This is a genomic window from Nevskia sp., assembly GCF_021732705.1.
Taxonomy (GTDB): domain Bacteria; phylum Pseudomonadota; class Gammaproteobacteria; order Nevskiales; family Nevskiaceae; genus Nevskia.
On record NZ_JAKFUM010000010.1, the window covers coordinates 381,033 to 403,730 of the forward strand.

The 22,698-nt window shown below is 67.3% G+C and carries 21 protein-coding genes; 13 read left to right on the forward strand and 8 right to left on the reverse strand.

The features are described 5' to 3' along the window. Positions 1–120: 120 nt before the first annotated feature. The 4 genes from mgtE (at position 121) to mtnC (ending at position 3,866) form a co-directional block, all read left to right on the forward strand. Complete coding sequence (gene mgtE / locus QZ951_RS13100; protein ID WP_293001158.1) at positions 121–1,587, forward strand: magnesium transporter; 1,467 nt, start codon at positions 121–123, stop codon at positions 1,585–1,587. Positions 1,588–1,655: 68 nt separating this feature from the next. Beyond that, a complete protein-coding gene (locus QZ951_RS13105) occupies positions 1,656–2,393 on the forward strand; it encodes a methylthioribulose 1-phosphate dehydratase (protein ID WP_293001160.1) in 738 nt (245 codons plus the stop codon). Continuing rightward, positions 2,386–2,946, forward strand: a complete 561-nt coding sequence (locus QZ951_RS13110) for a cupin (protein WP_293001162.1) — start codon at positions 2,386–2,388, stop codon at positions 2,944–2,946. Before QZ951_RS13105 ends, QZ951_RS13110 begins: the two co-directional genes overlap by 8 nt. Positions 2,947–3,185: 239 nt before the next feature. Then, positions 3,186–3,866 carry an acireductone synthase gene (gene mtnC, locus QZ951_RS13115; RefSeq protein WP_293001164.1) on the forward strand — a complete coding sequence of 227 codons (681 nt, stop codon included), beginning with the start codon at positions 3,186–3,188 and terminating at the stop codon, positions 3,864–3,866. Between the two features lie 19 nt (positions 3,867–3,885). Here mtnC and QZ951_RS13120 read toward each other — a convergent pair whose 3' ends face one another. After that, entirely contained in the window at positions 3,886–4,749 is an 864-nt protein-coding gene (locus tag QZ951_RS13120) for a cobalamin-binding protein (protein ID WP_293001166.1), read from the reverse strand. Between QZ951_RS13120 and cobT the strand changes: the two genes are divergently transcribed. From cobT to cobC, 3 genes are read left to right on the forward strand one after another with little or no spacing between them, the layout of a single operon-like run. Further along, positions 4,748–5,827: a nicotinate-nucleotide--dimethylbenzimidazole phosphoribosyltransferase gene (gene cobT, locus QZ951_RS13125; RefSeq protein ID WP_293001168.1), complete on the forward strand. Its 1,080-nt coding sequence runs from the start codon at positions 4,748–4,750 to the stop codon at positions 5,825–5,827. The two genes, QZ951_RS13120 and cobT, sit on opposite strands and share 2 nt — an antisense overlap. 4 nt (positions 5,828–5,831) lie before the next feature. Beyond that, positions 5,832–6,599 (forward strand): adenosylcobinamide-GDP ribazoletransferase, encoded by a 768-nt coding sequence (gene cobS, locus QZ951_RS13130; protein WP_293001170.1) that lies wholly within the window; start codon positions 5,832–5,834, stop codon positions 6,597–6,599. Positions 6,600–6,609: 10 nt separating this feature from the next. After that, positions 6,610–7,149 carry an alpha-ribazole phosphatase family protein gene (gene cobC / locus QZ951_RS13135; protein ID WP_293001172.1) on the forward strand — a complete coding sequence of 180 codons (540 nt, stop codon included), beginning with the start codon at positions 6,610–6,612 and terminating at the stop codon, positions 7,147–7,149. A 12-nt stretch (positions 7,150–7,161) separates the two neighbouring features. Here cobC and ampE read toward each other — a convergent pair whose 3' ends face one another. Together ampE and ampD are read right to left on the reverse strand one after the other, a co-directional pair. Then, positions 7,162–8,025, reverse strand: a complete 864-nt coding sequence (gene ampE, locus QZ951_RS13140; RefSeq protein ID WP_293001174.1) for a regulatory signaling modulator protein AmpE — start codon at positions 8,023–8,025, stop codon at positions 7,162–7,164. Next, on the reverse strand, positions 8,022–8,684 hold the full coding sequence (gene ampD / locus QZ951_RS13145; RefSeq protein ID WP_293001176.1) for a 1,6-anhydro-N-acetylmuramyl-L-alanine amidase AmpD: 663 nt from the start codon (positions 8,682–8,684) through the stop codon (positions 8,022–8,024). Before ampD ends, ampE begins: the two co-directional genes overlap by 4 nt. Between ampD and QZ951_RS13150 the strand changes: the two genes are divergently transcribed. Next, entirely contained in the window at positions 8,683–11,484 is a 2,802-nt protein-coding gene (locus QZ951_RS13150) for a pitrilysin family protein (protein WP_293001178.1), read from the forward strand. The genes ampD and QZ951_RS13150 overlap by 2 nt on opposite strands. A gap of 72 nt (positions 11,485–11,556) precedes the next feature. On the opposite strand, the gene QZ951_RS13155 is transcribed toward QZ951_RS13150, so the two are convergent. After that, positions 11,557–12,861 carry a DEAD/DEAH box helicase gene (locus tag QZ951_RS13155; protein WP_366943921.1) on the reverse strand — a complete coding sequence of 435 codons (1,305 nt, stop codon included), beginning with the start codon at positions 12,859–12,861 and terminating at the stop codon, positions 11,557–11,559. Between the two features lie 291 nt (positions 12,862–13,152). Between QZ951_RS13155 and trxA the strand changes: the two genes are divergently transcribed. Both trxA and rho read left to right on the forward strand, forming a co-directional pair. Continuing rightward, positions 13,153–13,488: a thioredoxin TrxA gene (gene trxA / locus QZ951_RS13160; protein WP_293001182.1), complete on the forward strand. Its 336-nt coding sequence runs from the start codon at positions 13,153–13,155 to the stop codon at positions 13,486–13,488. Positions 13,489–13,507: 19 nt separating this feature from the next. Beyond that, positions 13,508–15,322, forward strand: coding sequence for a transcription termination factor Rho (gene rho, locus QZ951_RS13165; RefSeq protein ID WP_366943900.1), 1,815 nt, complete (start codon positions 13,508–13,510; stop codon positions 15,320–15,322). A 64-nt stretch (positions 15,323–15,386) separates the two neighbouring features. On the opposite strand, the gene QZ951_RS13170 is transcribed toward rho, so the two are convergent. The 3 genes from QZ951_RS13170 to ppa all read right to left on the reverse strand — a co-directional run bounded on the left by QZ951_RS13170 (position 15,387) and on the right by ppa (position 18,085). Beyond that, positions 15,387–16,154 carry a RimK/LysX family protein gene (locus QZ951_RS13170; protein WP_293001184.1) on the reverse strand — a complete coding sequence of 256 codons (768 nt, stop codon included), beginning with the start codon at positions 16,152–16,154 and terminating at the stop codon, positions 15,387–15,389. After that, positions 16,151–17,449, reverse strand: coding sequence for a phosphoribosylamine--glycine ligase (gene purD / locus QZ951_RS13175; RefSeq protein WP_293001186.1), 1,299 nt, complete (start codon positions 17,447–17,449; stop codon positions 16,151–16,153). Before purD ends, QZ951_RS13170 begins: the two co-directional genes overlap by 4 nt. A 105-nt stretch (positions 17,450–17,554) precedes the next feature. Continuing rightward, the gene (ppa, locus tag QZ951_RS13180) at positions 17,555–18,085 is read right to left on the reverse strand and encodes an inorganic diphosphatase (protein WP_293001188.1); all 531 of its coding nucleotides are present in this window, start codon (positions 18,083–18,085) and stop codon (positions 17,555–17,557) included. Between the two features lie 480 nt (positions 18,086–18,565). Between ppa and QZ951_RS13185 the strand changes: the two genes are divergently transcribed. Then, positions 18,566–19,126 carry an adenylate kinase gene (locus QZ951_RS13185; protein WP_293001190.1) on the forward strand — a complete coding sequence of 187 codons (561 nt, stop codon included), beginning with the start codon at positions 18,566–18,568 and terminating at the stop codon, positions 19,124–19,126. A gap of 89 nt (positions 19,127–19,215) precedes the next feature. On the opposite strand, the gene rnd is transcribed toward QZ951_RS13185, so the two are convergent. After that, positions 19,216–20,322: a ribonuclease D gene (rnd, locus tag QZ951_RS13190; RefSeq protein ID WP_293001192.1), complete on the reverse strand. Its 1,107-nt coding sequence runs from the start codon at positions 20,320–20,322 to the stop codon at positions 19,216–19,218. Positions 20,323–20,492: 170 nt separating this feature from the next. Between rnd and QZ951_RS13195 the strand changes: the two genes are divergently transcribed. Continuing rightward, positions 20,493–21,104 (forward strand): hypothetical protein, encoded by a 612-nt coding sequence (locus QZ951_RS13195; RefSeq protein ID WP_293001193.1) that lies wholly within the window; start codon positions 20,493–20,495, stop codon positions 21,102–21,104. Positions 21,105–21,114: 10 nt separating this feature from the next. Continuing rightward, positions 21,115–22,482, forward strand: a complete 1,368-nt coding sequence (gene mpl / locus QZ951_RS13200; RefSeq protein ID WP_293001194.1) for a UDP-N-acetylmuramate:L-alanyl-gamma-D-glutamyl-meso-diaminopimelate ligase — start codon at positions 21,115–21,117, stop codon at positions 22,480–22,482. Positions 22,483–22,698 lie beyond the last annotated feature (216 nt).

Consider the following 22,698-nt stretch of genomic DNA (forward strand, 5'->3'; position numbering starts at 1 on the left):
GCTACGAGCGGGCTTTTTTGTGCCTGTTTGCCGCCGTCGGCGCCGCCATGACGACGGACCGACGCTTTCGACGCGGTTTGTCTCGGAATTGCGATTACCGAACCGTATGATGCAGGCGCAATGGACACCCTGAACGACGGCATCGGGCGCGACAGCCCGCATCACCGGAACCTGGAGCACGCGCGTGCCCAGGTGATCGAGATGCTGACGCGTCAGGCGGTCGAGCGGGAACTGGTGTCGCGCAACGAGGCCAACAGCACTGCACCGGCGGATGTCGTCAGTCAGCTGGTCGCGCGCCAGCAGCACACGGCGCTCGAACAGCGGCTGGCGCGCTTTCATCCGGCGGACATCGCGTTCGTCCTCGAAAGCCTGCCGCCGGATGCCCGCGAAATGGCCTGGCAGCTGGTGCGGCCGGAACGTCGCGGGGCGGTGCTGCTCGAAACCACCGACGCCGTTCGCCGCTCGCTGATCGAGGACATGCCGCCGTCCGACATCGCCGCCGCCTTCCATCATCTGGACTCCGACGACATCGCGGAGCTGATCGCCTCGCTGCCATCGGATACCGGGGCCGAGGTGCTGGCGCGGCTGGATTCCGCCGATCAGGCCGAAGTGCGCGCCGTGCTGTCGTTTCCGGACGGCACCGTCGGCGCGCTGATGGACCTCGACTTCATCCCGGTGCGCGACGATGCCTCGCTCGAAGCCGTGCTGCGCCTGTTGCGCCGCAAGAAGCGGCTGCCGGCGGAGACCAACCAGATCATCGTCGTCGACCGTGCCAAGGTCCTGCGCGGCGTGCTGACCTTGGAACAACTGCTGCTCAGCGAGCCGGAACAGATGGTCGCCGATGTCATGACGACCAACCCGCAGTTCTTCTACACCGACGACCCGGTGCCGGACGCGATCGACGCGTTCGAACGCTACGACCTGATCAGCGCGCCGGTCGTGAACCTGCATCGCGAGGTCGTCGGGCGGATCACGGTCGACGAGATCGTCGACGCGATCAAGGACCAGCAGGAACGCGACAGCCTGCGCCAAGTGGGTTTGCGCGAAGATGAAGATCTGTTCGCGCCGGTCTGGCAGAGCGGCCGCAACCGCTGGCCGTGGCTGGCGCTGAACCTGTTCACGGCTTTTGCCGCATCGCGCGTCATCGGCTTCTACGAGCCGACGATCGAAAAGCTGGTCGCGCTCGCCACGCTGATGCCGATCGTCGCGTCGATCGGCGGCAACACCGGCAACCAGACGATGGCGCTGGTCATTCGCGCGCTGAGCCTCGGTCAGCTCGGCGGGCCGCTGCTGCAGAAGATGCTGATCAAGGAACTGCTGATCGCGGCGATGAACGGCGCGATCTGGGGCACGGCGCTCGGCGCGGTGACGTTCGCGATCTACCACGAGTTCAAGCTGTCGGCCGTGATCGCCGGCGCCACCCTGCTGGAACTGCTGGTGGCCGCGGCCGCCGGTGCGGTCATCCCGGTGACCCTGGAACGATTCGGGCGCGATCCGGTGCTCGGCTCCAGCGTCATCCTGACCGCGCTGACCGACAGCATGGGCTTCCTGATCTTCCTCGGCCTGGCCACCGCCGTCCTGGTCTGACGGCGGTCCGCATCCCGCGCATTGCCGACAACTGCGCTGAAACAAGCGGAAAATCGCCCATCGCGCCGTTGCGCCGCGCTGCACTGCGTCATTGCGTTGTCACGGAGCTTGGCCTACTGTGCGCGTCCTTTTTCGCCCGCCCCACCGGCAGCCCTGACGCGGAGGCATCGATGAACCCGATTTTCGCGGCCGACGACGCCCGCATTGCCGCGCTGGCCGACAGCCTGATCGCCGCCTGCAACGGCTTCCACGCCCGTAACTGGGTGCCGGCGACCGGCGGCAATTTCTCGGCCCGGCTCGACGACGGCCACATGCTGATCACCGCCAGCGGCGTCCACAAGGGCGAGCTGACGCGCCGAGACTTCCTCGTCGCCGACCTCGATGGCCGGCCGCTCGAAGCCGGCCGCAAGGCCTCGTACGAAACCGGGCTGCACACGCAGCTGTATCGGTTCGATCCGGCGATCGGTGCGGTGCTGCACGTACACAGCGTGGCCAACACCGTGCTGTCGCGACGGCATGACGCCATCACTTTGCGGAATTACGAATTGCTGAAACTGATTCCGGGCATCATGGAACCGTCGACCCCGGTGACGATTCCCGTGTTCGCGAACGATCAGGACATCGCCGCCTTGAGCCGACGGGTGGATGCCCACATGCAGGAACAAACGGGGCTTCCCGCTTATCTGATAGCGGGACACGGGTTGTACACATGGGGCGCGACGGTGCGCGACGCGAAGCACCGTCTGGAAGCCCTGGAATTCATGCTCGAGTGCGAGCTGTGGAATGGAGGCAAAAACCATGAGTGAACTGCGGATCTACGAAGAAGACGGCCAGCCGGTCGCGACCTACACGCGTTTCGAAGAGATTCGAGACCGCCTCGACGCCATTGGCGTGCAATTCGAGCGCTGGGAAGCGAGCCAGCAGCTGGATTCACAAGCCACGCAGGACGAGATCATCGAAGCCTATCGGCCGTCGGTGAATCGCCTGATGAACCAGTACGGCTTCAAGTCGGTCGACGTCATCAGCCTGCACCCGGCGCACCCGCAGAAGGACGTGCTGCGCGCGAAGTTCCTCAGCGAACATCGCCATGACGAATTCGAAGTGCGCTTCTTCGTCGACGGCGAAGCGCTGTTCTACATCCGCGACGCCGGCCGCGTGCATGGCGTGCTGTGCACCCAGGGCGATCTGATCTCGGTGCCGGCCAATGTCCGCCACTGGTTCGACATGGGCCCGAACCCGAGCTTCAAGGCCATCCGCCTGTTCATCACGCCGGACGGCTGGGTCGCGAACTTCACCGGCGACAAGATCGCCGACCGGTTCCCGCGTCTGGAAGCGCCGCATTACCTGAAGGCGGCGTAAGCCCCGGTGCATTCCACGAGGCCGCCGCGAGGCGGCTTCGTTGTTTGTGCCGCCAGACGAGCCTTCCGACGCATGACTGTTTGAACGAACCCCCATGACCATCCAAGCCATCGTCACTGACATTGAAGGGTGAGGGTCGACGGCTTTGCGAGCACCGCTCGCAGTCGATCCGAACGCACGGCCGACAGGCCGGGCCGGGTTCGCATCTGATCAACGACTCCGTCGCTCAAGACCACCCCATGACCATCCAAGCCATCGTCACTGACATTGAAGGAACCACGTCCTCGATCGACTTCGTCCATCAGACGCTGTTCCCGTACGCGAAGCAGCATCTGCGCGCCTTCCTGCACGCCCATGCGGGCGATGCCGAGGTGCAGGCACAGATCGCGGCGACAGCGGCGATCGAAGGCCGGACGCTGTCGCTCGACGAGGCCGCGGACGTGCTCGAGCAGTGGATCGCCGAGGACCGGAAGCTGACGCCGCTGAAGGACCTGCAGGGGCTGATCTGGGCGCAGGGCTATGCCGCCGGTGCGCTGACCGGCCACGTCTACGCCGACACGCCGGTGTTTCTGACGCAATGGCACGCGGCGGGACAGCGGCTGTACGTCTATTCGTCCGGCTCGGAAGCGGCGCAGAAGCTGATCTTCGGCCACTCGGATTTCGGCGACCTGACGCCGCTGTTCTCCGGCTACTTCGACACGCGGATCGGCGCCAAGCGCGACGTGGCGTCGTACCGGACGATCCTCGAACGGATCGCGCTGCCGGGCGAGGCCGTGCTGTTCCTGTCGGACATCGGCGAGGAACTCGATGCCGCCCGCGCGGCCGGCCTGAAGACCTGTCAGCTGATCCGCGATGCCAAGGCCAAGCCGTTCCCGGCGCACCCGCAGGCGCGGGATTTCTCCGAGGTCGTCGTCGGCTGATCCGCCGACGCGCGCCGCGCTACAGCCGCTTGCGGGCAGTGGCGAGCGCGGCGCAGACCGCGTCGATGCCATCCAGCACGCGTGGCGTGGCGCGCGTCAGCCGGTCGGAATCGGTCGCGAACAGGTTGCCCGCCTTCGCCGCCGGTACCGACTTGAGCCGCGCCCAGTAGGCCTGCATCGCCGACGTGTTTTCCTCGCCGCCGTAGATCACCGCTTCCGGTGCGGCGAGCAGCATCGCTTCCTGGCTCACGGCGGCCGACAGCGTCGGCAGATCCTTGAAGACATTGATGCCGCCGCACACCGCCAGCGCTTCGGAAATCGGGCTTTTGCCGTTGATCGTGTACGCCGGCGAGGTTTCGATCTGGTAGACGACGCGGATCGGCGCATCGTTGCGATGCGCGTCGCGCAGCTTCGCCAACGACGCGCGGTAGCGGTTGGCCGCGGTCTGCCCGGCGTCCGGCGTGCCGAGCCAGCCACCGACCTGTTCGAGTGCGGTGGCCACGCCGTCGAGCGTTTCGACCTTGAGCCACTGCACGCGCAGGCCCAGCTTGGCGAGCCGCGTGACCGCTTCGCGCGAATTGCCACCGTCCCAGGCCAGGATCAGGTCCGGCTTCTGGGCCAGGATCGCTTCGAGGTTCAGGCTCCAGGCATCGCCGAGCTGCGGCAGGCGGCTGACTTGCGGCGGGAAATTGCTATACGCCGTGACCGCCACCAGCCGCTCGCAGCCGCCCGCCGCACAGACCAGTTCCGCCAGATGCGGCGCCAGCGTGACGACCCGCCCGGCAGGCTTCACAGTAGCGGCCCCATCCAGTGTCGCTGGTGCCGCCGATGCGGAACTCGACATCACGAACAGCAGCGCGACAGCGATCAGGAAGCGTTTCATGAGCGGAATCATAGCGGTGTCGACAGCCACGCCTGACGCGAACGACTCCCTGCCGGTCATCGTCGGCATCGACGACCCCACGCTGCGCACCGCGCTCCGCCAGAAGATCGATCAGCTGACCAAGCCGCTCGGCGCGCTCGGGCAGCTCGAAGCGCTGGCACTGCAGATCAGCCTGATCCAGCAGACCACGACCCCCGTGCTGCACGCGCCGCAGATCGTCGTGTTCGCGGCCGACCACGGCGTGGCCGATGAAGGCGTGTCCGCCTATCCGCAGGCCGTGACGGCGCAGATGGTCGCGAACTTTCTCGCCGGTGGTGCCGCGATCAACGTCTTCGCACGTCAGCATGGGCTCGCGCTGACCGTGGTCGATGCCGGCATCGCCGCCGACATTCCTCAGCAAGCCGGCCTGGTGTCGCGCCGCATCGGCGCCGGCACGCGCAACTTTGTTCACGAGCCGGCGATGACTGACGCGCAGTGCCACGCGGCACTCGACGCCGGGCGCAAGCTGCTGGCCGACCTGCCGGGCAATGTCGTCGGCTTCGGCGAGATGGGAATCGCCAACACGACCGCCGCCGCAGCCTTGATCGCCAGGCTGGCCGATCTGCCCGCGGCGGCCTGCGTCGGTCGCGGCACCGGCATCGACGATGCCCGTCTTGCACACAAGCGCACCGTGGTCGAGCGTGCGCTGGCGCGGCACGCGGCGGCGACGACGCCGTTCGCCGCACTCGCCGCCCTTGGCGGCTTCGAGATCGCGATGATGACCGGCGCGATGCTGGCCGCCGCCAGCGAACGCCGCGTGCTGTTGATCGACGGCATCATCAGCAGCGCCGCCTGCCTCGTCGCCGCGCGCATGGCGCCCCGGCTGCTGGACTACTGCGTGTTCGCGCATTGCTCGCAGGAAGCCGGGCATCGGCTGCTGCTGGCACAGCTCGGCGTGCGGCCGCTGCTCGATCTTGACCTTCGGCTCGGCGAAGGCACCGGTGCGGCGCTGGCCTGGCCGCTGCTGCAGTCGAGTCTGGCGATGCTGCAGCAGATGGCGAGCTTCGCCTCGGCCGGCGTCAGCACGCGCGAGGGCTGAACCGGTGCAGCAGATTCGCCTGTTCCTGATCGCGGTGCAGTTCTTCACCCGCATCCCGATTCCGGGCTGGGTCGGCTTCCAACCCGAATGGCTGTCGCAGGCTTCGCGCTGGTTTCCGGCCGTCGGCACCGTGGTCGGTGCGCTGTCGGCGCTGGTGTTTGTCGGCGCAGCGGCGTGGCTGCCGGTGAAGGTCGCGGTGCTGCTGGCGATGGCGGCCGGCATCGTCATCACCGGCTCGTTTCACGAGGATGGGCTGGCCGACAGCGCCGACGCCCTCGGCGGCCATGCGCCGAAAGCGCAGGCGCTGACGATCATGAAGGACTCGCGCATCGGCACCTATGGCGCGGTGGCGCTGCTGATGGCCGTGCTGCTGCGCGCGGAAACGCTGGCCTCGTTCACCACGGAGACCATCGGCCTGCTGCTGATCGCCGGCCACACCGTGTCGCGCGGCTGGTCGGTGCTGCCGATCGCGTTCATGACCTACGTGCGCGATGACGACAGCGCGCGCGCCAAGCCGATCGCCGACAGCATCGACGGCGCAGGCCGCGTCATCGCGCTGATCACGGTACTCGCCGTGCTCGCTGCAGTCGGCGCGATTGCACCGTCGATGATCGGCGCCCTGCTCGCGGGCACGCTGGCTGGCGGCGTCATCGCGCTGTGGTGGTTCCGCGTGCTGCGAAGGCGGCTCGGCGGCTACACCGGCGACACGCTCGGCGCGACGCAGCAGCTGAGCGAAACCGCGTTCTACCTTGGCGTGCTGGCCGCCCTGTGAGGCGCTTGCCGTGACACTGTTTCTGGTGCGTCACCCGCAGCCGGACGTCGTGCCCGGCACCTGCTACGGCCGGCTCGATGTCGGCCTCGTGCCGGGCGCACTCGAAGCGAGCCTCGCCGCGCTCGACGCACTGCCGCGCGGCCTAGCCTGCGTCACCAGCCCGGCGCGGCGCTGCCGCGAACTCGCGGATGCCTTGCTCGCCCGCGGCGACCTCGCCACCGTGCGCGACGACCCGCGGCTGCTCGAAATGAACTTCGGCGACTGGGAAGGCCGGCACTGGGACGAGATCGGCGCCGATGCGGTCGACCGGTGGGCGCGCGACCGGATCGATCACGTGATCCCGGGCGGCGAAAGCGCGCGGCAGGTGCTGGCGCGCGTCGCCGCGTTCGTCGAGGACACGGCGCGAAGCGGCGAGCGCGATCTCGTCGTGATCGCTCACGCCGGCGTCATTCGTTCGCTGCTGCATCTGAAGTCTGGCCAGCCCGTTGAACACTGGCGTTTCGATGCGCCGCCGCTCGCCTACGGCAGCATCACCCGGCTGGACTTCTGAATTGCGCGCCGCTCAGGCGACCCAGACACCCGCGGTGAACAGCGCGACCAGCGCCAGCAGGATCAGCGTTGCACGGGTTTCCATCCGCAGCACTTCGGCCAAGGTCGCATCGAGCGACGACGCGATCATCGGCCCGGAACCGGGCGCGTCTTCCCAGTCGAGCGAGGCATTGGCCGCTTCGGCCAGCAGGCTCCAGGTGCGCGGCTGCCAGCCGTCGCTGCCGGCCGTCTGTGCTTCGCGCTGGACACGCTTCAAGGCATCCAGCGCATCGTCCATGCTGCCGGCGAGGCCGAACAGCAGCGCCGTCAGCCGTGCCGGCAGCCAGGCCAGCAGGTTGTGCAGCAACGCGGCCGAGCGCTGCGCCGACGGCGTCTCGACCAGCGCGCTGAGCCGGCTGGCAATCCGGTACAGCACGGCTCCGGCCGGACCGCCGACGATGAACCACAGGCAGGCGCCGAAGCGGCGCTCGTGCGACTGGATGAACAGCGCGCCGAGCAGCGAGCGGTGGTCGGCATCCGGCGCCGGGCCGCGCTGCAGGCTGCGGGTCAGCCGGGCGACGGTTGCGGCATCGCCCGCAGCGCGTGCCGCGCGCAGGCGCTGCACGTCATCGGCGAGATCGCGTGGGCCCAGGCAGACGAACAGCGCGGCGGTGGCGTACACAAGCTGGGTCAGGCCGCCGCTAAGGCTGCTGCCGATCAGCGCGACCAATCCGGCCAGCGCGAACGCCAGCAGCCAGGTCGCGAACGGCGCGTCGCGCAAGGGCTTGGGCAGCAGTTGCCACAGCCGCACCAGCGGCGAATCGACACTGCCGCCGTCGCGCCGGGTCGACATCAGGCGCTCCGCGCCGAGAGCCAGCAGCAGCGCGAGCAGGATCATGAGGGGCTCAGGCCTGCGCGATAGCGCGACCAGTCGAAATGCGGGCCGGGGTCGGTCTTGCGGGTCGGGGCGATGTCGCTGTGGCCGGTGATCGCGTCGACCGAGAGCCGCGGGTATGCCGTCAGCAGCGCGCGCGTGGTCGCGATCAGTGCCACGTACTGGGCATCGGTGAACGGCTGGAAATCGCTGCCTTCCAGTTCGATGCCGATCGCGAAGTCGTTGCAGCGCGTGCGGCCGCGCCACTCGCTGGCCCCGGCATGCCAGGCGCGCCGGTCGAACGGCACGTACTGGCGGATGCAACCGTTACGGAAGATGCACAGGTGGCTCGACACGGTGAGTCCGGCAATGCCGGCGAAGTACGGATGCGCCGCGGGATCGAGCCGGTTCAGGAACAGGTCATCGATGTAGCTGCCACCGGCATGGCCGCCGAACTGGTCCGGCGGTAGCGAGATGTTGTGGATGACGATCAGCGCCAGATCGGCCGGATCGGGCCGGGCATCGCAGTTCGGCGAGGCAAGGTAGTCTGCCGCCAGCAGCCGGTGCGTCGCCGGATCGACCGTCCACGGAACGCCGATGGCGGCATCGGGGTCTGAACGCCCAAGCGTCATCGGCGGCAAGGCTGCCGGACCGGTCCAGACATCATTCTCGGGGAGATTCATGCGCGTCATTCTCACATCCGCTGCGGCGTTCTGCCTCGGCTTATGCATCGCATCGTCGGCCAGCGCGGCCAAGCCCGCCGCCGCCCGCCCGGACCCGCAGGCCAGCCTGCCGGCGATCGACGTGCCGTTCCACAAGTTCACGCTGGCGAACGGTCTGACGGTCATCGTCAACGAGGACCACAAGGCGCCGCTGGTGTCGGTCAACGTCTGGTACCACATCGGCTCCAAGGATGAGCCGGAAGGCCGCAAGGGTTTCGCGCATCTGTTCGAGCACCTGATGTTCAACGGCTCGGAGCACTACAACGACGAGTTCTTCCGCGCGCTGGAACCGGCCGGTGCCACCGGCATCAATGGCACCACCAACCGCGACCGCACGAACTACTTCGAGACGGTGCCGACCGCCGCGCTCGACCTCGCGCTGTTCCTCGAATCGGACCGCATGGGCCACCTGCTCGGCGCGGTCGATCAGGCCAAGCTCGACGAGCAGCGCGGTGTGGTGCTGAACGAGAAGCGGCAGGGCGAGAACCAGCCGTACGGCGGCTTGCGTGAAATCCTGTCGCGCGAAAGCTTTCCGCCGGGCCACCCGTATTCGTGGACGACGATCGGCAGCGAGAAGGATCTGAACGCCGCGACGCTCGACGACGTGAAGGCCTGGTTCAAGCGCTACTACGGCCCGAACAATGCGGTGCTGGTGCTGTCCGGCGACATCGATCTGGCGACCGCCAAGGCCAAGGTCGAGCAGTATTTCGGCGCGATTCCGCCCGGCCCGCCGGTGACGCACGCGAAGGACTGGGTCGCCAAGATGACCGGCGAGAAGCGCATTCAGGTCAATGATCGCGTGCCGCTGCCGCGCCTCTACATGATCTGGAACGTGCCGGGCGACAGCGAACGCGACACCGTGCTGCTCGATCTCGCCGGCGATCTGCTGAGCAGCGGCAAGACCGGCCGACTGTTCGAACGTCTGGCCTATCGCGACCAGACCGTGACCAGCATCGGCGCCGGCGTGTCGAGCGACGAGATCGCCTCGCAGTTCTCGATCGTCGCCAGCCTGAAGCCCGGTGTCGAGATGGCGACGGTCGAGGCCGCGATCCAGCAGGAATTGACCAAGCTGATCGAACAGGGCCCGACCGCCGAGGAACTGAAGCGGGTCAAGACCAGCCGCTACGCCGACCTGCTGCCGGCGTTCGATGGCGTCGGCGCACGCGGCCAGCTGCTGGCGGCGAACGAGACCTTCCACGGCGATCCGGCCGTCTACAAGCGCGAGCTGAAGTGGGAGCAGGAAGCCACCGCGGCCGACATCCGCGATGTCGCGCGGCGCTGGCTCGATCACGGCCGGCTGGTGCTGGAAGTGCAGCCGCAGAACGATCTGAAGAACGCGGCGGAAACGGTCGACCGCAAGTCGCTGCCGGTGCCGGCGGCGTCCGCGGCGCTGAGCCTGCCGACGGTGCAGCGCGTGACCCTGGCCAATGGCCTGAAGCTGGCGGTGATCGAACGCCGCGGCGTGCCGCAGGTCGAGATGGGCCTGATCGTCGATGCCGGCCGCGCGGCCGACCTCGGCGGCAAGGTCGACGGCAGTGTGCCCGGCAAGGTCGGGCTGGCGGCCTTCACCTTCGCGCAGATGGATGAAGGCACCACGCTCGGCAAGGCTTCGCTCGATGCGCTCGAAATCGCGCGGCGTCAGGCCGAACTCGGGATCTCGATCGGCACCTCGACGCAGCGCGAGGCGTCGCTGGTGACGCTGTCGACGATCAAGCCGAGCCTCGCGCCGGCCCTTGATCTGTACGCGGCGATCATTCGCCAGCCCAGCTTCCCGACGCCGGATCTGGAACGCGGCAAGCAGCAGTTGCTGGCCGGCATCACGCAGGAAAAGGCCTCGCCGGGCGGTCTGCTGCGGCGCGTGCTGTCGCGCCAGATCTACGGCCCGGACCACGCCTACGCCACCCTCGGCGCCGGCGAAGAAGCGGTGGTATCGAGCTTCACCCGCAACGATCTGGTCGACTTCCACCGGCGCTGGGTGCGGCCGGACAACGCCACGCTGCTGGTCGTCGGCGACACTTCGCTGGCCGAGATCCAGCCGCTGATCGAAGCCCGTCTGGGTGACTGGAAAGCCCCGGCGCAGCCGAAGCCGGAAAAGATCATCGCGCCGGTGACGCCGGCATCCGCCAGCCGCGTGGTGCTGCTGAACAAGCCTGGGGCGACGCAATCGCTGATCGCGGCGGCGAATCTGGCGCCGGATGGCAGCGCCACCGATCAGGAAACGATGGCGACCGCCAACAACGTGCTCGGCGGCCAGTTCATCTCGCGCCTGAACCTGAACCTGCGCGAAGACAAGCACTGGAGCTACGGCGCCAGCTCCAGCGTCACCCGCACGCGCGGGCCGCAGGTGTTCCTGGCGCAGGCGAGCGTCGAGCGTGATCGCACGGCCGATTCGCTGGTCGAGATGCGCAAGGAACTGAAGGACATCATCGGCACGCGCCCACCGACGGCCGCCGAAGTCGAGGCCTCGAAGCGTTCCGACGTGCTGACCCTGCCCGGGACCTTCGAGACCGCCAGTCAGGTCGCGTCGGCGTTCGCCGGCCTGATCGAACTTGGCCAGCCGGATGATTACTTCAACCGGCTGCCGGCGATGATCCAGTCGCAGACCCCGGAACAGGTCGCGGCCTCGGCGCGTCGGCTGGTGCGCCCGGATGCGCTGACCTGGTTCGTGGTCGGCGATCTGGAGAAGATCGAGGCCGATGTCCGCAAGCTGGGCCTCGGCCCGGTTACCGTGCTGGATGCCGACGGCAAGGTCCTGCGCTGACGCCGGACCCGCATTGAAAAAGCCCCCGGACGCTTCCGCATCCGGGGGCTTTTCAGTCACGGCGACTGCTGCCTACTGGCGCGTCGGCCGTGTCGACCGCGGCCGTCCGCCGCCCGGACGGCCGCCGCCACCGGGACGACCGCCGCCGCCATTGCGACGCGGCGGCGCACCGGAGCGATCGCGCTCGACCCGCTTCGGCTTCAGGTAGTCCGCCGGCATCAGATCGTCCGGATTCAGCGACTGCGGAATCCGCATGCCGATCGCCTTCTCGATCACCGGCAGCGAGTAGACGTAGGTCTCGCAGCACAGCGAGATCGCGTCACCGGACGCGCCGGCGCGCGCCGTGCGGCCGATGCGGTGCACGTAGTCCTCGCCATCCTGCGGCAGGTCGAAGTTGATGACGTGCGAGACATCCGGAATGTGCAGCCCGCGTGCGGCGACATCGGTCGCCACCAGCACAGGCAGCTCGCCGAGCTTGAATTCGCCGAGCAGCCGCTCGCGCTTGTTCTGCGGCACGTCGCCGGACAGCACGCCGGCGTTGAAGCCATTGGCCTTGAGCGCGGCTTCGACATCCTCGGCTCCGCGCTTGGTATTGACGAACACCAGCGTGCGGATCGGCGCGTGGTGGCGCATCAGGCCAATCAGCAACGGCAGCTTGTCCTCGTTCGCGACATGGATCAGTGCCTGCCGCACGCGCTCGGCGGTGACCTGCTCCGGCTCGATCTCGACCCGGGTCGGGCTGTTCATGTGCTCGTAAGCCAGTTCCAGCACGCGATGGCTCAGCGTGGCCGAGAACAGGTAGTTGATGCGCTGGCCGGGCCGCGGCATGCGCCGCATGAGGAACCGGATGTCGGCGATGAAGCCGAGATCGAACATGCGATCGGCTTCGTCGAGCACCAGCACTTCGATGCCGTTGAGCTTGTACAGCCCCTGCTTGAAGAAATCGATCATCCGGCCCGGCGTGCCGATCAGGATGTCGACGCCATCGGCGATCGCGGTCTTCTGCGTGTCGTAGCCGGTGCCGCCATAGACCGCGGTGAGCTTCAGGCCGGTGTGGGCGCCGAGTTGCAGGGCATCGTTGTAGATCTGCAGCGCCAGTTCGCGCGTCGGTGCCAGGATGTAGGCCCGCGGCTGGCCCGGTTCGCCGGTGCGCGGCTGGGTCAGCAGGTGGTGCATCGTGGCCAGCAGGAAGGCGGCGGTCTTGCCGGTGCCGGTCTGCGCCTGACCGGCGAGATCCTTGCCGTCGAGCGCCAGCGGCAGGGTCGCGGCCTGGATCGGCGTGCAGTGCGTGTAGCCCATCGCGGCGAGGCTGGACTTCAGCGTTTCATGCAGCGGCAGGCTTTCGAACGAAGTCTGGCTTAAGTGCTTGGGACGCACCGCTTCGAGCGGGGACGCGTCGCTTGATGCTTGCATTTGATCGGAACTTGGATTGAAATAGCGGCAATCAAAACGACTGAAGCGCACCGAGCGTCGCGCGGCCACAGTCGAATTCGCGAAAAATCTTCCGGCTATTAAAGCAGATCGTTCGGGCAGGCGCATTGAATCGGCGCGGCCCGGCCCCACTGACGTGTCGGCTGACGCCTTCAGCGTCCGTGTCGAAACCCCGTCATCTCAATCCCGCCCTCAGCTGTACTGCGGGCATCAGCGGACATTCATTGGAGTAAGTACGTGAGCGAACACATCTCAGCGGTCACCGACGCCAGCTTCGAAGCCGACGTGGTCAACAGCGACGTTCCAGTCCTCGTTGATTTCTGGGCCGAATGGTGCGGGCCGTGCAAGATGATCGCGCCGGTGCTCGAGCAACTGGCCAAGGAAACGGCCGGCAAGCTGAAGATCGTCAAGCTCAACGTCGACGAGAACCCGGGCACGCCGCCGAAGTTCGCGATCCGTGGCATCCCCACCTTGATCCTGTTCAAGAACGGCCAGCCGGCCGCCACGCAGGTGGGCGCCGTGCACAAGGCCCAGCTTGCTGCGTTCGTGCAGCCGCATCTCGCCACTGCCTGAAACACTTCTTCCGCACTACATGATCAAGCATCGTCGCCGTCCGCATTTCTCCAACGGCCAGGGCAATGGCCAGGAAGGAGGAGGCAATGGAAACAACGGCACCCCCGAGGGCCAGACGCGCGGCGATGCCGAACGTGGCGAAGCGGCTTCCGCCGACGTGGCAGTGATCGAAGCGGGCAGCAGCGGCAATGGCGGTGGTGGCGGCGGTGAAGCGCCAGCCAGCAGCAATCAGGAACCGGTCGTGGTCGTGGTGCAGCAGCAGCAACCGCGTCCGCAGCATCAGCAGCAGCCGCGCCAGAACAACAATCAGAACAACAACAACAACCAGAACAACAACCAGCGCCGCCGCCATCAGCAGAACGGCCACGGCGGCCAGCAGAACCGCAACAACAACGGTGGCGGTCACAACAACAACGATCGCCCGGAGCGCGGCAACCAGCTGCAGCACGAACGCCAGCGCCCGGACCGCGACGGCAACGTCGGCGGCAATTACGGCCCCGGTGACGAGCCGATCGAGGAAGGCCCGCAGTATGGCCCGAACGGCGAGCTGCTGCCGCCGCGTGAAGTCAAGATCCTGCACATCTCGGACCTGAAGAAGAAGACAGCAGCCGAGCTGTACGAAACCGCCGAGGCGATGGGCCTCGAGAACATCTCCCGCGCCAAGAAGACCGACATCGTCTTCAACCTGCTGCGCGCCGCGGCGCGCCGTGGCGACCACATCCAGGCCGATGGCGTGCTCGAAATCATGCCGGACGGCTACGGCTTCCTGCGCGGCGCCGATGCCAGCTATCTGGCCGGTCCGGACGACGTCTACATCAGCCCGAGCCAGATTCGCCGCTTCAATCTGCGCACCGGCGACACCGTGGCCGGACGGGTGCGCTCGCCGAAGGACAACGAGCGCTACTTCGCGCTGCTGAAGGTCGACACGATCAACTACGAGTCGCCGGAAGTCTCCAAGAAGAAGGTCAACTTCGAGAACCTGACGCCGCTGTTCGCCGACGAACGCTTCGTGATGGAGCGCGGCAATGGCACGACGGAGGACATCACCGCGCGCGTGATCGACATCGTCGCCCCGTTCGGCAAGGGCCAGCGCGGCCTGATCGTGTCGCCGCCGAAGGCCGGCAAGACCATCCTGATGCAAAACGTCGCGCAGTCGATCGCGGCGAACTATCCGGACGTGTATCTGATCGTGCTGCTGATCGACGAGCGTCCGGAAGAAGTCACGGACATGCAGCGCACCGTGCGCGGCGAAGTGATTTCGTCGACCTTCGACGAGCCGGCCACCCGCCATGTGCAGGTGGCCGACATGGTGATCGAGAAGGCCAAGCGTCTGGTCGAGCACAAGCGCGATGTCGTGATCCTGCTCGACTCGATCACCCGCCTCGCCCGCGCCTACAACACCGTGGCGCCGTCGTCGGGCAAGGTGCTGTCCGGTGGTGTCGACGCCAACGCGCTGCAGAAGCCGAAGCGCTTCTTCGGTGCCGCGCGCAATGTCGAGGAAGGCGGCAGCCTGACCATCATCGCCACCGCGTTGGTCGACACCGGCTCGAAGATGGACGAGGTGATCTACGAGGAATTCAAGGGCACCGGCAACATGGAACTCCATCTGGAGCGCCGCATTGCCGAGAAGCGCGTGTTCCCGGCGATCAACATCAACCGTTCTGGCACCCGCAAGGAAGAGCTGATGGTCGATCCGGCCGAACTGCAGAAGGTCTGGATCCTGCGCAAGCTGCTGCATCAGATGGACGAACTGGCGGCGATGGAACTGCTGTTCGATCGCCTGCGCGGCACCAAGACCAATTCCGACTTCTTCGACTCGATGAAGCGGAACTGATCCGCGCCGGACGTGAAAAAAGCCGCAGCGTGCTGCGGCTTTTTTGTGCCCGATCGACGCCAATCTACCAGCGCGAATCGTTCTCGCAGGGAATGCCGTCGTGATCGCCGTCCATCTTCGTGTTCGGGCAGTTCCTGACGAAGAACTCGGCCTCCGCACGGGACGACATCTGCGAACAGTGTTGCCGGCCATCGCAGCTAAAGCGGCTCGCCGCGGGCGGCGCTGGCGCGATTGCAGGTGCGTCCGCGGGCAGCAGTTCGCTCAGCCGGCTGCGCCGCGCCGGCGCCGACACAGCGGCGGCGGGAGCCGCCACCGGCGGCTGATCAGCGCAATCCGGCTCGCGCGTGTATTCCCGTGCGGAATCGACACTGCCGAGTTTCTGCAGGTCCGCCGCGCCGATCACCAGCGGCGCGGTATAGCCGCTGCGATCGGACACGCTGACTTCGCTGTCCATCGCCATCCGGCCGATGCAGTAGCCGAGGCGTACCAGCGGCCGGTGTTCGATGCCGCCGCCGCGCTGCTTCAGCTTGACGTCCTTCAGCACCTCGCGTTCCAGCGTCACGCGATTGCCGGGCAGCACGCTGCCGTTGTCGATGGTGAAGCGCACCCAGGTCGTGCCGCCACGGTTGAAGTACTTGACGCCGACCGCATGCAGCGAGGACTGCGTGACGCCGCCGTCGAGCCGGGCGACGACTTCGATGCTGTTCACCGGCCCGGTGATGCGCGCTCGCTCCTGCCGGCCGTAGGTATCGGCGCGAGCCACTGCCGCGATCGCCAGCAGTCCGCCGAGCAGGCTGTTGCCGATGATCGCCGCAGTCGCTCGTCCGTTCATGCCTTGCCCGTTTCCCGCGCCACGGCGCGATAGCCGATGTCCTTGCGGAAATGTACGCCGGTCCAGCACAGCTTTTCGAGCGCGGCATAGGCTTCGGCCTGCGCGGCGGCGGCGGTGTCGCCCAGCCCGGTGACGCACAGCACGCGGCCGCCGCTGGTGACGACGCGGCCCGCCGCATCCAGCGCGGTGCCCGCGTGAAAGACCTTGGCCTTGGCACCGAAATCGGCATCGAGCCCGGCGATTTCGTCGTGCTTGCGGATCTCGCCCGGATAGCCGCCGGCCGCCATCACGACACCGAGCGCAACCTGCGGATTCCACACCGGCGGGGCGCTGTTCGGATCGCCAGCGACGGCCGCTTCGAGCAGATCGAGCAGATCCGAGTCGAGCCGCATCAGGATCGGCTGGGTTTCCGGATCACCCAGACGCGCATTGAACTCGACGACGCTCGGCATGCCATCCGGGCTGATCATGAGCCCGGCGTACAGAAAGCCGGTGAACGGACGACCTTCCGCCGCCATGCCGGCCAGGGTCGGTTCGATCACGAGCCGCCGCGCGCGGGCATCGACGTCCGCGGTCACCGCCGGCGCTGGCGAATAGGCGCCCATGCCGCCCGTGTTCGGCCCCTGATCGGCATCGAACACGCGTTTGTGATCCTGCGCCGAGGCCAGCGCCACGTACTTCGTGCCCGACGCAACGACGATGTAGCTCGCTTCCTCGCCGACGAGGAAATCCTCGATCACGACACGGGCGCCGGCGCCACCGAAAGCGCCGCCCAGCATGTCGCGGATCGCGGCTTCGGCCTGTTCGACGGTTTCGGCGACGATCACGCCCTTGCCGGCGGCGAGGCCATCGGCCTTGACCACGATCGGCGCACCGCGCGCGGCGACGTAATCCAGCGCCGGCTGCACGTCGACGAACACGCGGTACTGCGCCGTCGGAATCCGGTGACGCGCCAGAAAGTCCTTGGTGAAGGCCTTGCTGGCCTCGATCTGCGCCGCCGCCTGGGTCGGGCCGAACACGCGGTGGCCGGCGGCGGTGAAGGCATCGACCACGCCCTTCGACAGCGGCCCTTCCGGGCCGACCACGGTGAAGCCGATGCCTTCGTCGGCGACCAGCTTCAGCAGGCCGGCGATGTCGTCGGCGGCGACCGCAACGTTGCGGCAGCGGCTTTCGGTGGCGGTGCCGGCGTTGCCGGGTGCGACGATCACTTCCGACACGCGCGGCGACGCGGCGAGCTTCCACGCGAGCGCATGTTCGCGACCGCCGCTGCCGATGACGAGGACTTTCTGTTTCATGGAGAGCATTGTTTCAGCTTGAGCAACGGAATCCGTCGCGGGCAAGAAAAAGGCAGGCGCGCGGCCTGCCTTTTCCGATCAGCGGTGCAGCGGCGACGCCAGGCTTCAGCCCTTGTAGTCGGCCACGCCCTTCGCGATCTCGGCGCGCGCGGCGGCGGCATCGCGCCAGCCCGAGATCTTGACCCACTTGCCCTTCTCCAGCGCCTTGTACGACGAGTAGAAGTGGTGGATTTCGTTCTTGACGCGCTCCGGCACGTCGGCCAGATCGCGCAGGTGGTCGTAGGCGCCGTTCGAGACCTTGTCGACCGGCACGGCGAGCAGCTTGGCGTCGGTGCCCTTCTCGTCTTCGGTGTCGAGCACGCAGACGGCGCGGCACTTGATCACCGAACCGGCGACCACCGGATGCGGGGTGATCACGAGGACGTCGACCGGGTCGCCGTCGCCGGCCAGGGTCTTCGGCACATAGCCGTAGTTCGCCGGGTAGCTCATCGCGACGTTCATGAAGCGATCGACCATCAGCAGGCCGGTCTCCTTGTCGACTTCGTACTTCACCGGCGGGCCGTAGGCCGGGATCTCGATGACGACGTAGAACTCGTTCGGGGCCTTATCGCCCGGGCCCAGTGCTTCAAAACCCATGATTCGTTACCTGTGTGTGGTGGGAGAACTGCGGAACGCGCGTGACATCCGGACGGCAGAACCGGCACTGCGGCCTGTCGCTGGCCATGCGCCGCGCCTGCGGCCGGAGAACTGCCGGCCCGCCGGCCTCGGGCGTCACGGCCGGCAAGCACCGTGGCAGACCAGAGACAGTCCTGTACCAATTTTGCAAGAAGCGAGCGAAATGACCGACGTTCGGCGCGGAACGCTGCATTCGAAGGCTATTCGTCGACCAAAGTATAACCGGCGGACTGCCCTTTCCGCGTTGACGCGATGCGCGTCCAGCGGGTACCTTGGATGACATCGCGCTCAACTTTGACTGCGGTCGACGGGTCGTTCACGTCAGACCGCTGTTTGCGTCGCCAGTCGGTTTGACGGACGGTCCGGTTCGGATCGCCGGGCGACACCGGGTAACCATCCACGCGGGCATTCGCTCGGCACAACACTGGGACTGTCTGGAACATGAGAATCATCCTGCTGGGCGCACCCGGCTCCGGCAAAGGCACGCAAGGCGAAAAGCTCGTCGCGCACTTCGGCATTCCGAAGATTTCCACCGGCGACGCGCTGCGCGCGGCAGTCAAGGCCGGCACCGAACTCGGCAGGAAGGCGAAAGCGGTGATGGATGCCGGCCAGCTCGTCGCGAACGAGATCGTGATCGGCATCGTCGAGGAACGCCTCGGTCAGGATGACGCCAAGAAGGGCTTCATCCTGGACGGCTTCCCGCGCAACACGGCGCAGGCCGAAGTGCTGGACGCGATGCTCGTGCGCCTCGGCCAGCCGCCGATTTCCCGCGCCGTGCATCTGGCCGTGGCCGATGAGGAAATCATCGCTCGCCTGCTCGACCGCGCGCAGAAGGAAGGCCGCGACGACGACAAGGAAGACGTGATCCGGCACCGCATCGAGGTCTACAACGCCGAAACCCGGCCGCTGCTTGACTACTACGCCGCGCAGGGCAAGGTCACCAGCGTCGACGGCATCGGCACGATGGACCAGATCTTCGGTCGCATCACGGCCGTGCTCTGAGCTCCGCATGCCGGGCCACGGCCCGGCTGCCGCACTGAGCGCCAAAGCCCGGGAAACCGGGCTTTTCCGTGTCAGGCGACTGCTTCGGCCTACAAGCGCGCCAGCAGCGCCTCGCCGGCCACGTCGCGTCGCCAGCCACTCAGCACCGTCGCGTCCGACCCGGCCCCGAAGCGCACCAGCGATTCCAGATCGGCCCGCGGCGCGATCAACGACACCGGCAGATTCAGGCTTTCGGCGATCGTCTTGAGCACCTCCTGCAGGCGCTTGAGGCGCGACTTCTCGGCTTCGGTCAGCGGTTCGTCGAGCGTCAGCGTCGGGCCGCCGGCGCCATCCTGTGCCGCTTCGATCAGTTCCAGCAGCGCACGGCCATGGCGTTCGAGCGTCTTCGGCTGCAGCGCCCTCAGTGCCACGAGTTCATCCGGATCGCGCGGGCAGCGCTCGGCGAGGCGATACAGCGCATCGTCATCGAGAATCCACTTGCGCGGCCGGTCGCGCTCCTGCGCGATCTGCTCGCGCCAGCCGGCAAGCGCCACGGCGACGCGCTGCGCGGTCGGCGCGAGACGGGCCAGACCCTTGAGCCGCTTCCACGCATCCTGCGGCGGATTGCGGTAGCGCGCCGGGTCCGCCAGCCGCGTGCAGTCCTCGACCAGCCAGCCATAGCGGCCACGGGCGTTCAGCTCGTCGACCAGCCGCGGATAGATGTCGGCCAGATGGCGGACATCGGCAGCGGCATACGCCAGTTCCGGGCCGGTCAGCGGGCGGCGCGACCAGTCGGTCCGGGTCAGGCTCTTGTCGAGCTTCAGGCCGAGCAGTTTCTCGACCAGCGCGGCGTAACCGAGCTGATCGCCGTAGCCGAGGAGTGCCGCGGCGATCTGGGTATCGAACAGCGGCTCGCTGCGGGCATCGCCCAGCCGCACGAGGATTTCGAGATCCTGCGACGCGGCGTGGAAGACCTTGGTGACGGCCGTCGAGGCCAGCATCGACCACAGCGGCGCAAGGCCTGCGCCGGCCAGCGCCAGGCTGTCGATGCAGACGTCGGTTTCGCCATCGCCGACCTGCACCAGGCACAGGATCGGGTGGTAGGTGTCCTCGCGCAGGAATTCGGTATCCAGCGCCAGCCACGGGCAGCGCTTCCAGCCCTCGATGCGCGCGGCCAGCGCGTCCGGGGTGACGATCAACTCGACAGCAGGGTTCAAGGCGGCATCTCGCAGTTCAGGCGCCGAGTTTCGCATGATCGACCGATGATTCCTGTGGCATTCGCGGTCACCATCCGAGACGCGATGCCACCGCGGTGCGCGCAGCCACGGCTCGCGGCGAGGCCCGGCGCTTAGAATGTCGCACCCCTTTTCCGCACCTCCCGTCCACCATGCTGAATCAGGCGTTCGCCACGACGCTGAAAATCCTGCTGTTCCGTGCCGGTCCCGAAGATTTTCCGTACTCGGAAGACCCAGCGCTGAGCCGCGCCTGCATCACGATCTCGGTGCTGGCCAGTGCCGCGATGTTCGGCGCATCGGCAACGCCGCTGATGGCGCTCGCGGCCGGGGCTGTGGCCGCGGCCGGCGCCTCGATGTTCGTGCGCACGACCTTGCGGCTGCGCGGGCTCGACAGCCGCTTCCAGCAGACCCGCAACGCGCTGCTGGCCACGACTTCGGTGCTGCTGCTGATGATGCTGTGGCCGACGCTGGCGATGCTGCCGGCGATCAACGCCTTCCTCGAAACGGTGAAGACCGCGCAGCAGGCGCAGCCGGATCCGGCCGTGGTCGTTCTTCCGCCGGACAAGCTGCCGGTACTGCCGGCCGGGCCGTCGATGCTGCTGAAAATCCTGCCCCTGTGGTTCTACTTCCAGACTGCCCACATCCTGCGCCGCGCGGCCGACCTTGGCCCCGTGCTCAGCGGGCTGCTGGCAATGCTGTGCATCTTCAACGTGCTGCTGCTGGTGCTGTTTTCGGCCCAGTTGCTGGCGCCTATCCTCGGCTGAGCGCGCCACCATGCATCTGCACATCCTCGGCATCTGCGGCACGTTCATGGCCGGCATCGCCGCCCTCGCCCGCGAGGCCGGCCATACCGTCACCGGCTCCGACGCCAACGGCTGGCCGCCGATGTCGACGCAACTCGAAGCACTCGGCATCGCCGTGATGCCGGGTTACAAGCCCGAGCATCTGCAACCGGCGCCGGATGTCGTGGTCGTCGGCAATGTCGTCACCCGCGGCAATGCGGCGATGGAGTACGTGCTGAATGCCGGCCTGCCGTACGTCTCCGGCCCGCAATGGCTGGCCGAGAACGTGCTCGCTGGCCGTCATGTGCTGGCCGTCGCCGGCACCCACGGGAAAACCACGACCACCTCGCTGCTGGCCTGGCTGCTCGATCAGGCCGGGCTCGAGCCGGGCTTTCTGGTCGGCGGCGTGCCGGTGAACTTCGGCGTCTCGGCACGGCTCGGCCGCGGCCGGTGTTTCGTCATCGAGGCCGACGAGTACGACACGGCGTTCTTCGACAAGCGCTCGAAGTTCGTCCACTACCGGCCGCGCACGGCGATCCTGAACAACCTCGAGTACGACCACGCCGACATCTTCCCGGACCTGGCGGCCATCGAGCGCCAGTTTCATCACCTGATCCGCACCGTGCCCGGTCAGGGCCGGCTCATCGTCAACGCACAGGACGTGAACCTGCCGCGCGTGCTTGACCTGGGCGTCTGGAGCGAAGTCGACTGGTTCGATGGCAGCGGTCACGACGCACGCGGCTGGTCGGCGCAGCGCAACGATCGCGGCTTCACGCTGCTGCAGCACGGCCTGCCGCTCGGCGAGGCCGTCACGCCACTGGCCGGGCCGCACAATCGGGCGAACGCCGTCGCCGCGATCGCGGCGGCGAACCACGTCGGCGTGACGCCAGCCGCCGCGCTGCGCGGCCTCGAAAGCTTTCGCGGCATCAAACGCCGGCTGGAACTGCTCGGTACCGTCAACGGCATCGAAGTGTTCGACGACTTCGCCCATCACCCGACCGCGATCGAAGTGACCATCGCGGCGTTGCGCGAGCGTTCGGCGACCGGCCGCATTCTCGCCGTGCTCGAACCGCGCTCGAACACGATGCGCCTCGGCGGGCATGCCGGCGGTGATCTCGCGGCCAGCCTGCGCGATGCCGACCTCGCCTTCGTCTATGCCCGCAGCGATCTGAAGTGGGATGCCGCGAGCGCCCTCGCCCCCGTCGGCGAACGGCTGCGCCTGCATCCGGCGTTCGATGCCCTGCTTGCGGCCATCGCCGACGAAGCCCGTCCGGGCGATCGGGTGCTGGTGATGTCCAACGGCGACTTCGGTGGTCTGCACCGGCAGTTGCTGCAGGCGCTTTCGGTGAAGTTTCCGTGAACTCCGATGGCTGCGGCACCGCGACCGTCACGCCCTGATGTCGAGCATTGATTGCGGCAATCGAAGCACGACGCAAATCCGACGCGAATCAGCCGCAGTGCAGCATTGGGTAGTCCCACGGATGTGGTTATGATCGGGATTCAGGGCGTCCGAGTGCGACAGTTTTCTGCGGCCGGCCGTCAAGCTAATCCAGACAACACGCGGCAACGTATCAAC

What these genes read in the sequence shown, in the direction of transcription:
- QZ951_RS13120 (WP_293001166.1), bottom strand. Translation starts at nt 4,749, where the DNA reads ATGAAACGCTTCCTGATCGCTGTCGCGCTGCTGTTCGTGATGTCGAGT.
- QZ951_RS13170 (WP_293001184.1), bottom strand. Translation starts at nt 16,154, where the DNA reads ATGAACGGACGAGCGACTGCGGCGATCATCGGCAACAGCCTGCTCGGC.
- mtnC (WP_293001164.1), top strand. Translation starts at nt 3,186, where the DNA reads ATGACCATCCAAGCCATCGTCACTGACATTGAAGGAACCACGTCCTCG.
- QZ951_RS13110 (WP_293001162.1), top strand. Translation starts at nt 2,386, where the DNA reads ATGAGTGAACTGCGGATCTACGAAGAAGACGGCCAGCCGGTCGCGACC.
- mpl (WP_293001194.1), top strand. Translation starts at nt 21,115, where the DNA reads ATGCATCTGCACATCCTCGGCATCTGCGGCACGTTCATGGCCGGCATC.
- ampD (WP_293001176.1), bottom strand. Translation starts at nt 8,684, where the DNA reads ATGAATCTCCCCGAGAATGATGTCTGGACCGGTCCGGCAGCCTTGCCG.
- ampE (WP_293001174.1), bottom strand. Translation starts at nt 8,025, where the DNA reads ATGATCCTGCTCGCGCTGCTGCTGGCTCTCGGCGCGGAGCGCCTGATG.
- mgtE (WP_293001158.1), top strand. Translation starts at nt 121, where the DNA reads ATGGACACCCTGAACGACGGCATCGGGCGCGACAGCCCGCATCACCGG.
- rho (WP_366943900.1), top strand. Translation starts at nt 13,508, where the DNA reads ATGATCAAGCATCGTCGCCGTCCGCATTTCTCCAACGGCCAGGGCAAT.
- purD (WP_293001186.1), bottom strand. Translation starts at nt 17,449, where the DNA reads ATGAAACAGAAAGTCCTCGTCATCGGCAGCGGCGGTCGCGAACATGCG.
- QZ951_RS13185 (WP_293001190.1), top strand. Translation starts at nt 18,566, where the DNA reads ATGAGAATCATCCTGCTGGGCGCACCCGGCTCCGGCAAAGGCACGCAA.
- ppa (WP_293001188.1), bottom strand. Translation starts at nt 18,085, where the DNA reads ATGGGTTTTGAAGCACTGGGCCCGGGCGATAAGGCCCCGAACGAGTTC.
- cobT (WP_293001168.1), top strand. Translation starts at nt 4,748, where the DNA reads ATGAGCGGAATCATAGCGGTGTCGACAGCCACGCCTGACGCGAACGAC.
- QZ951_RS13150 (WP_293001178.1), top strand. Translation starts at nt 8,683, where the DNA reads ATGCGCGTCATTCTCACATCCGCTGCGGCGTTCTGCCTCGGCTTATGC.
- QZ951_RS13195 (WP_293001193.1), top strand. Translation starts at nt 20,493, where the DNA reads ATGCTGAATCAGGCGTTCGCCACGACGCTGAAAATCCTGCTGTTCCGT.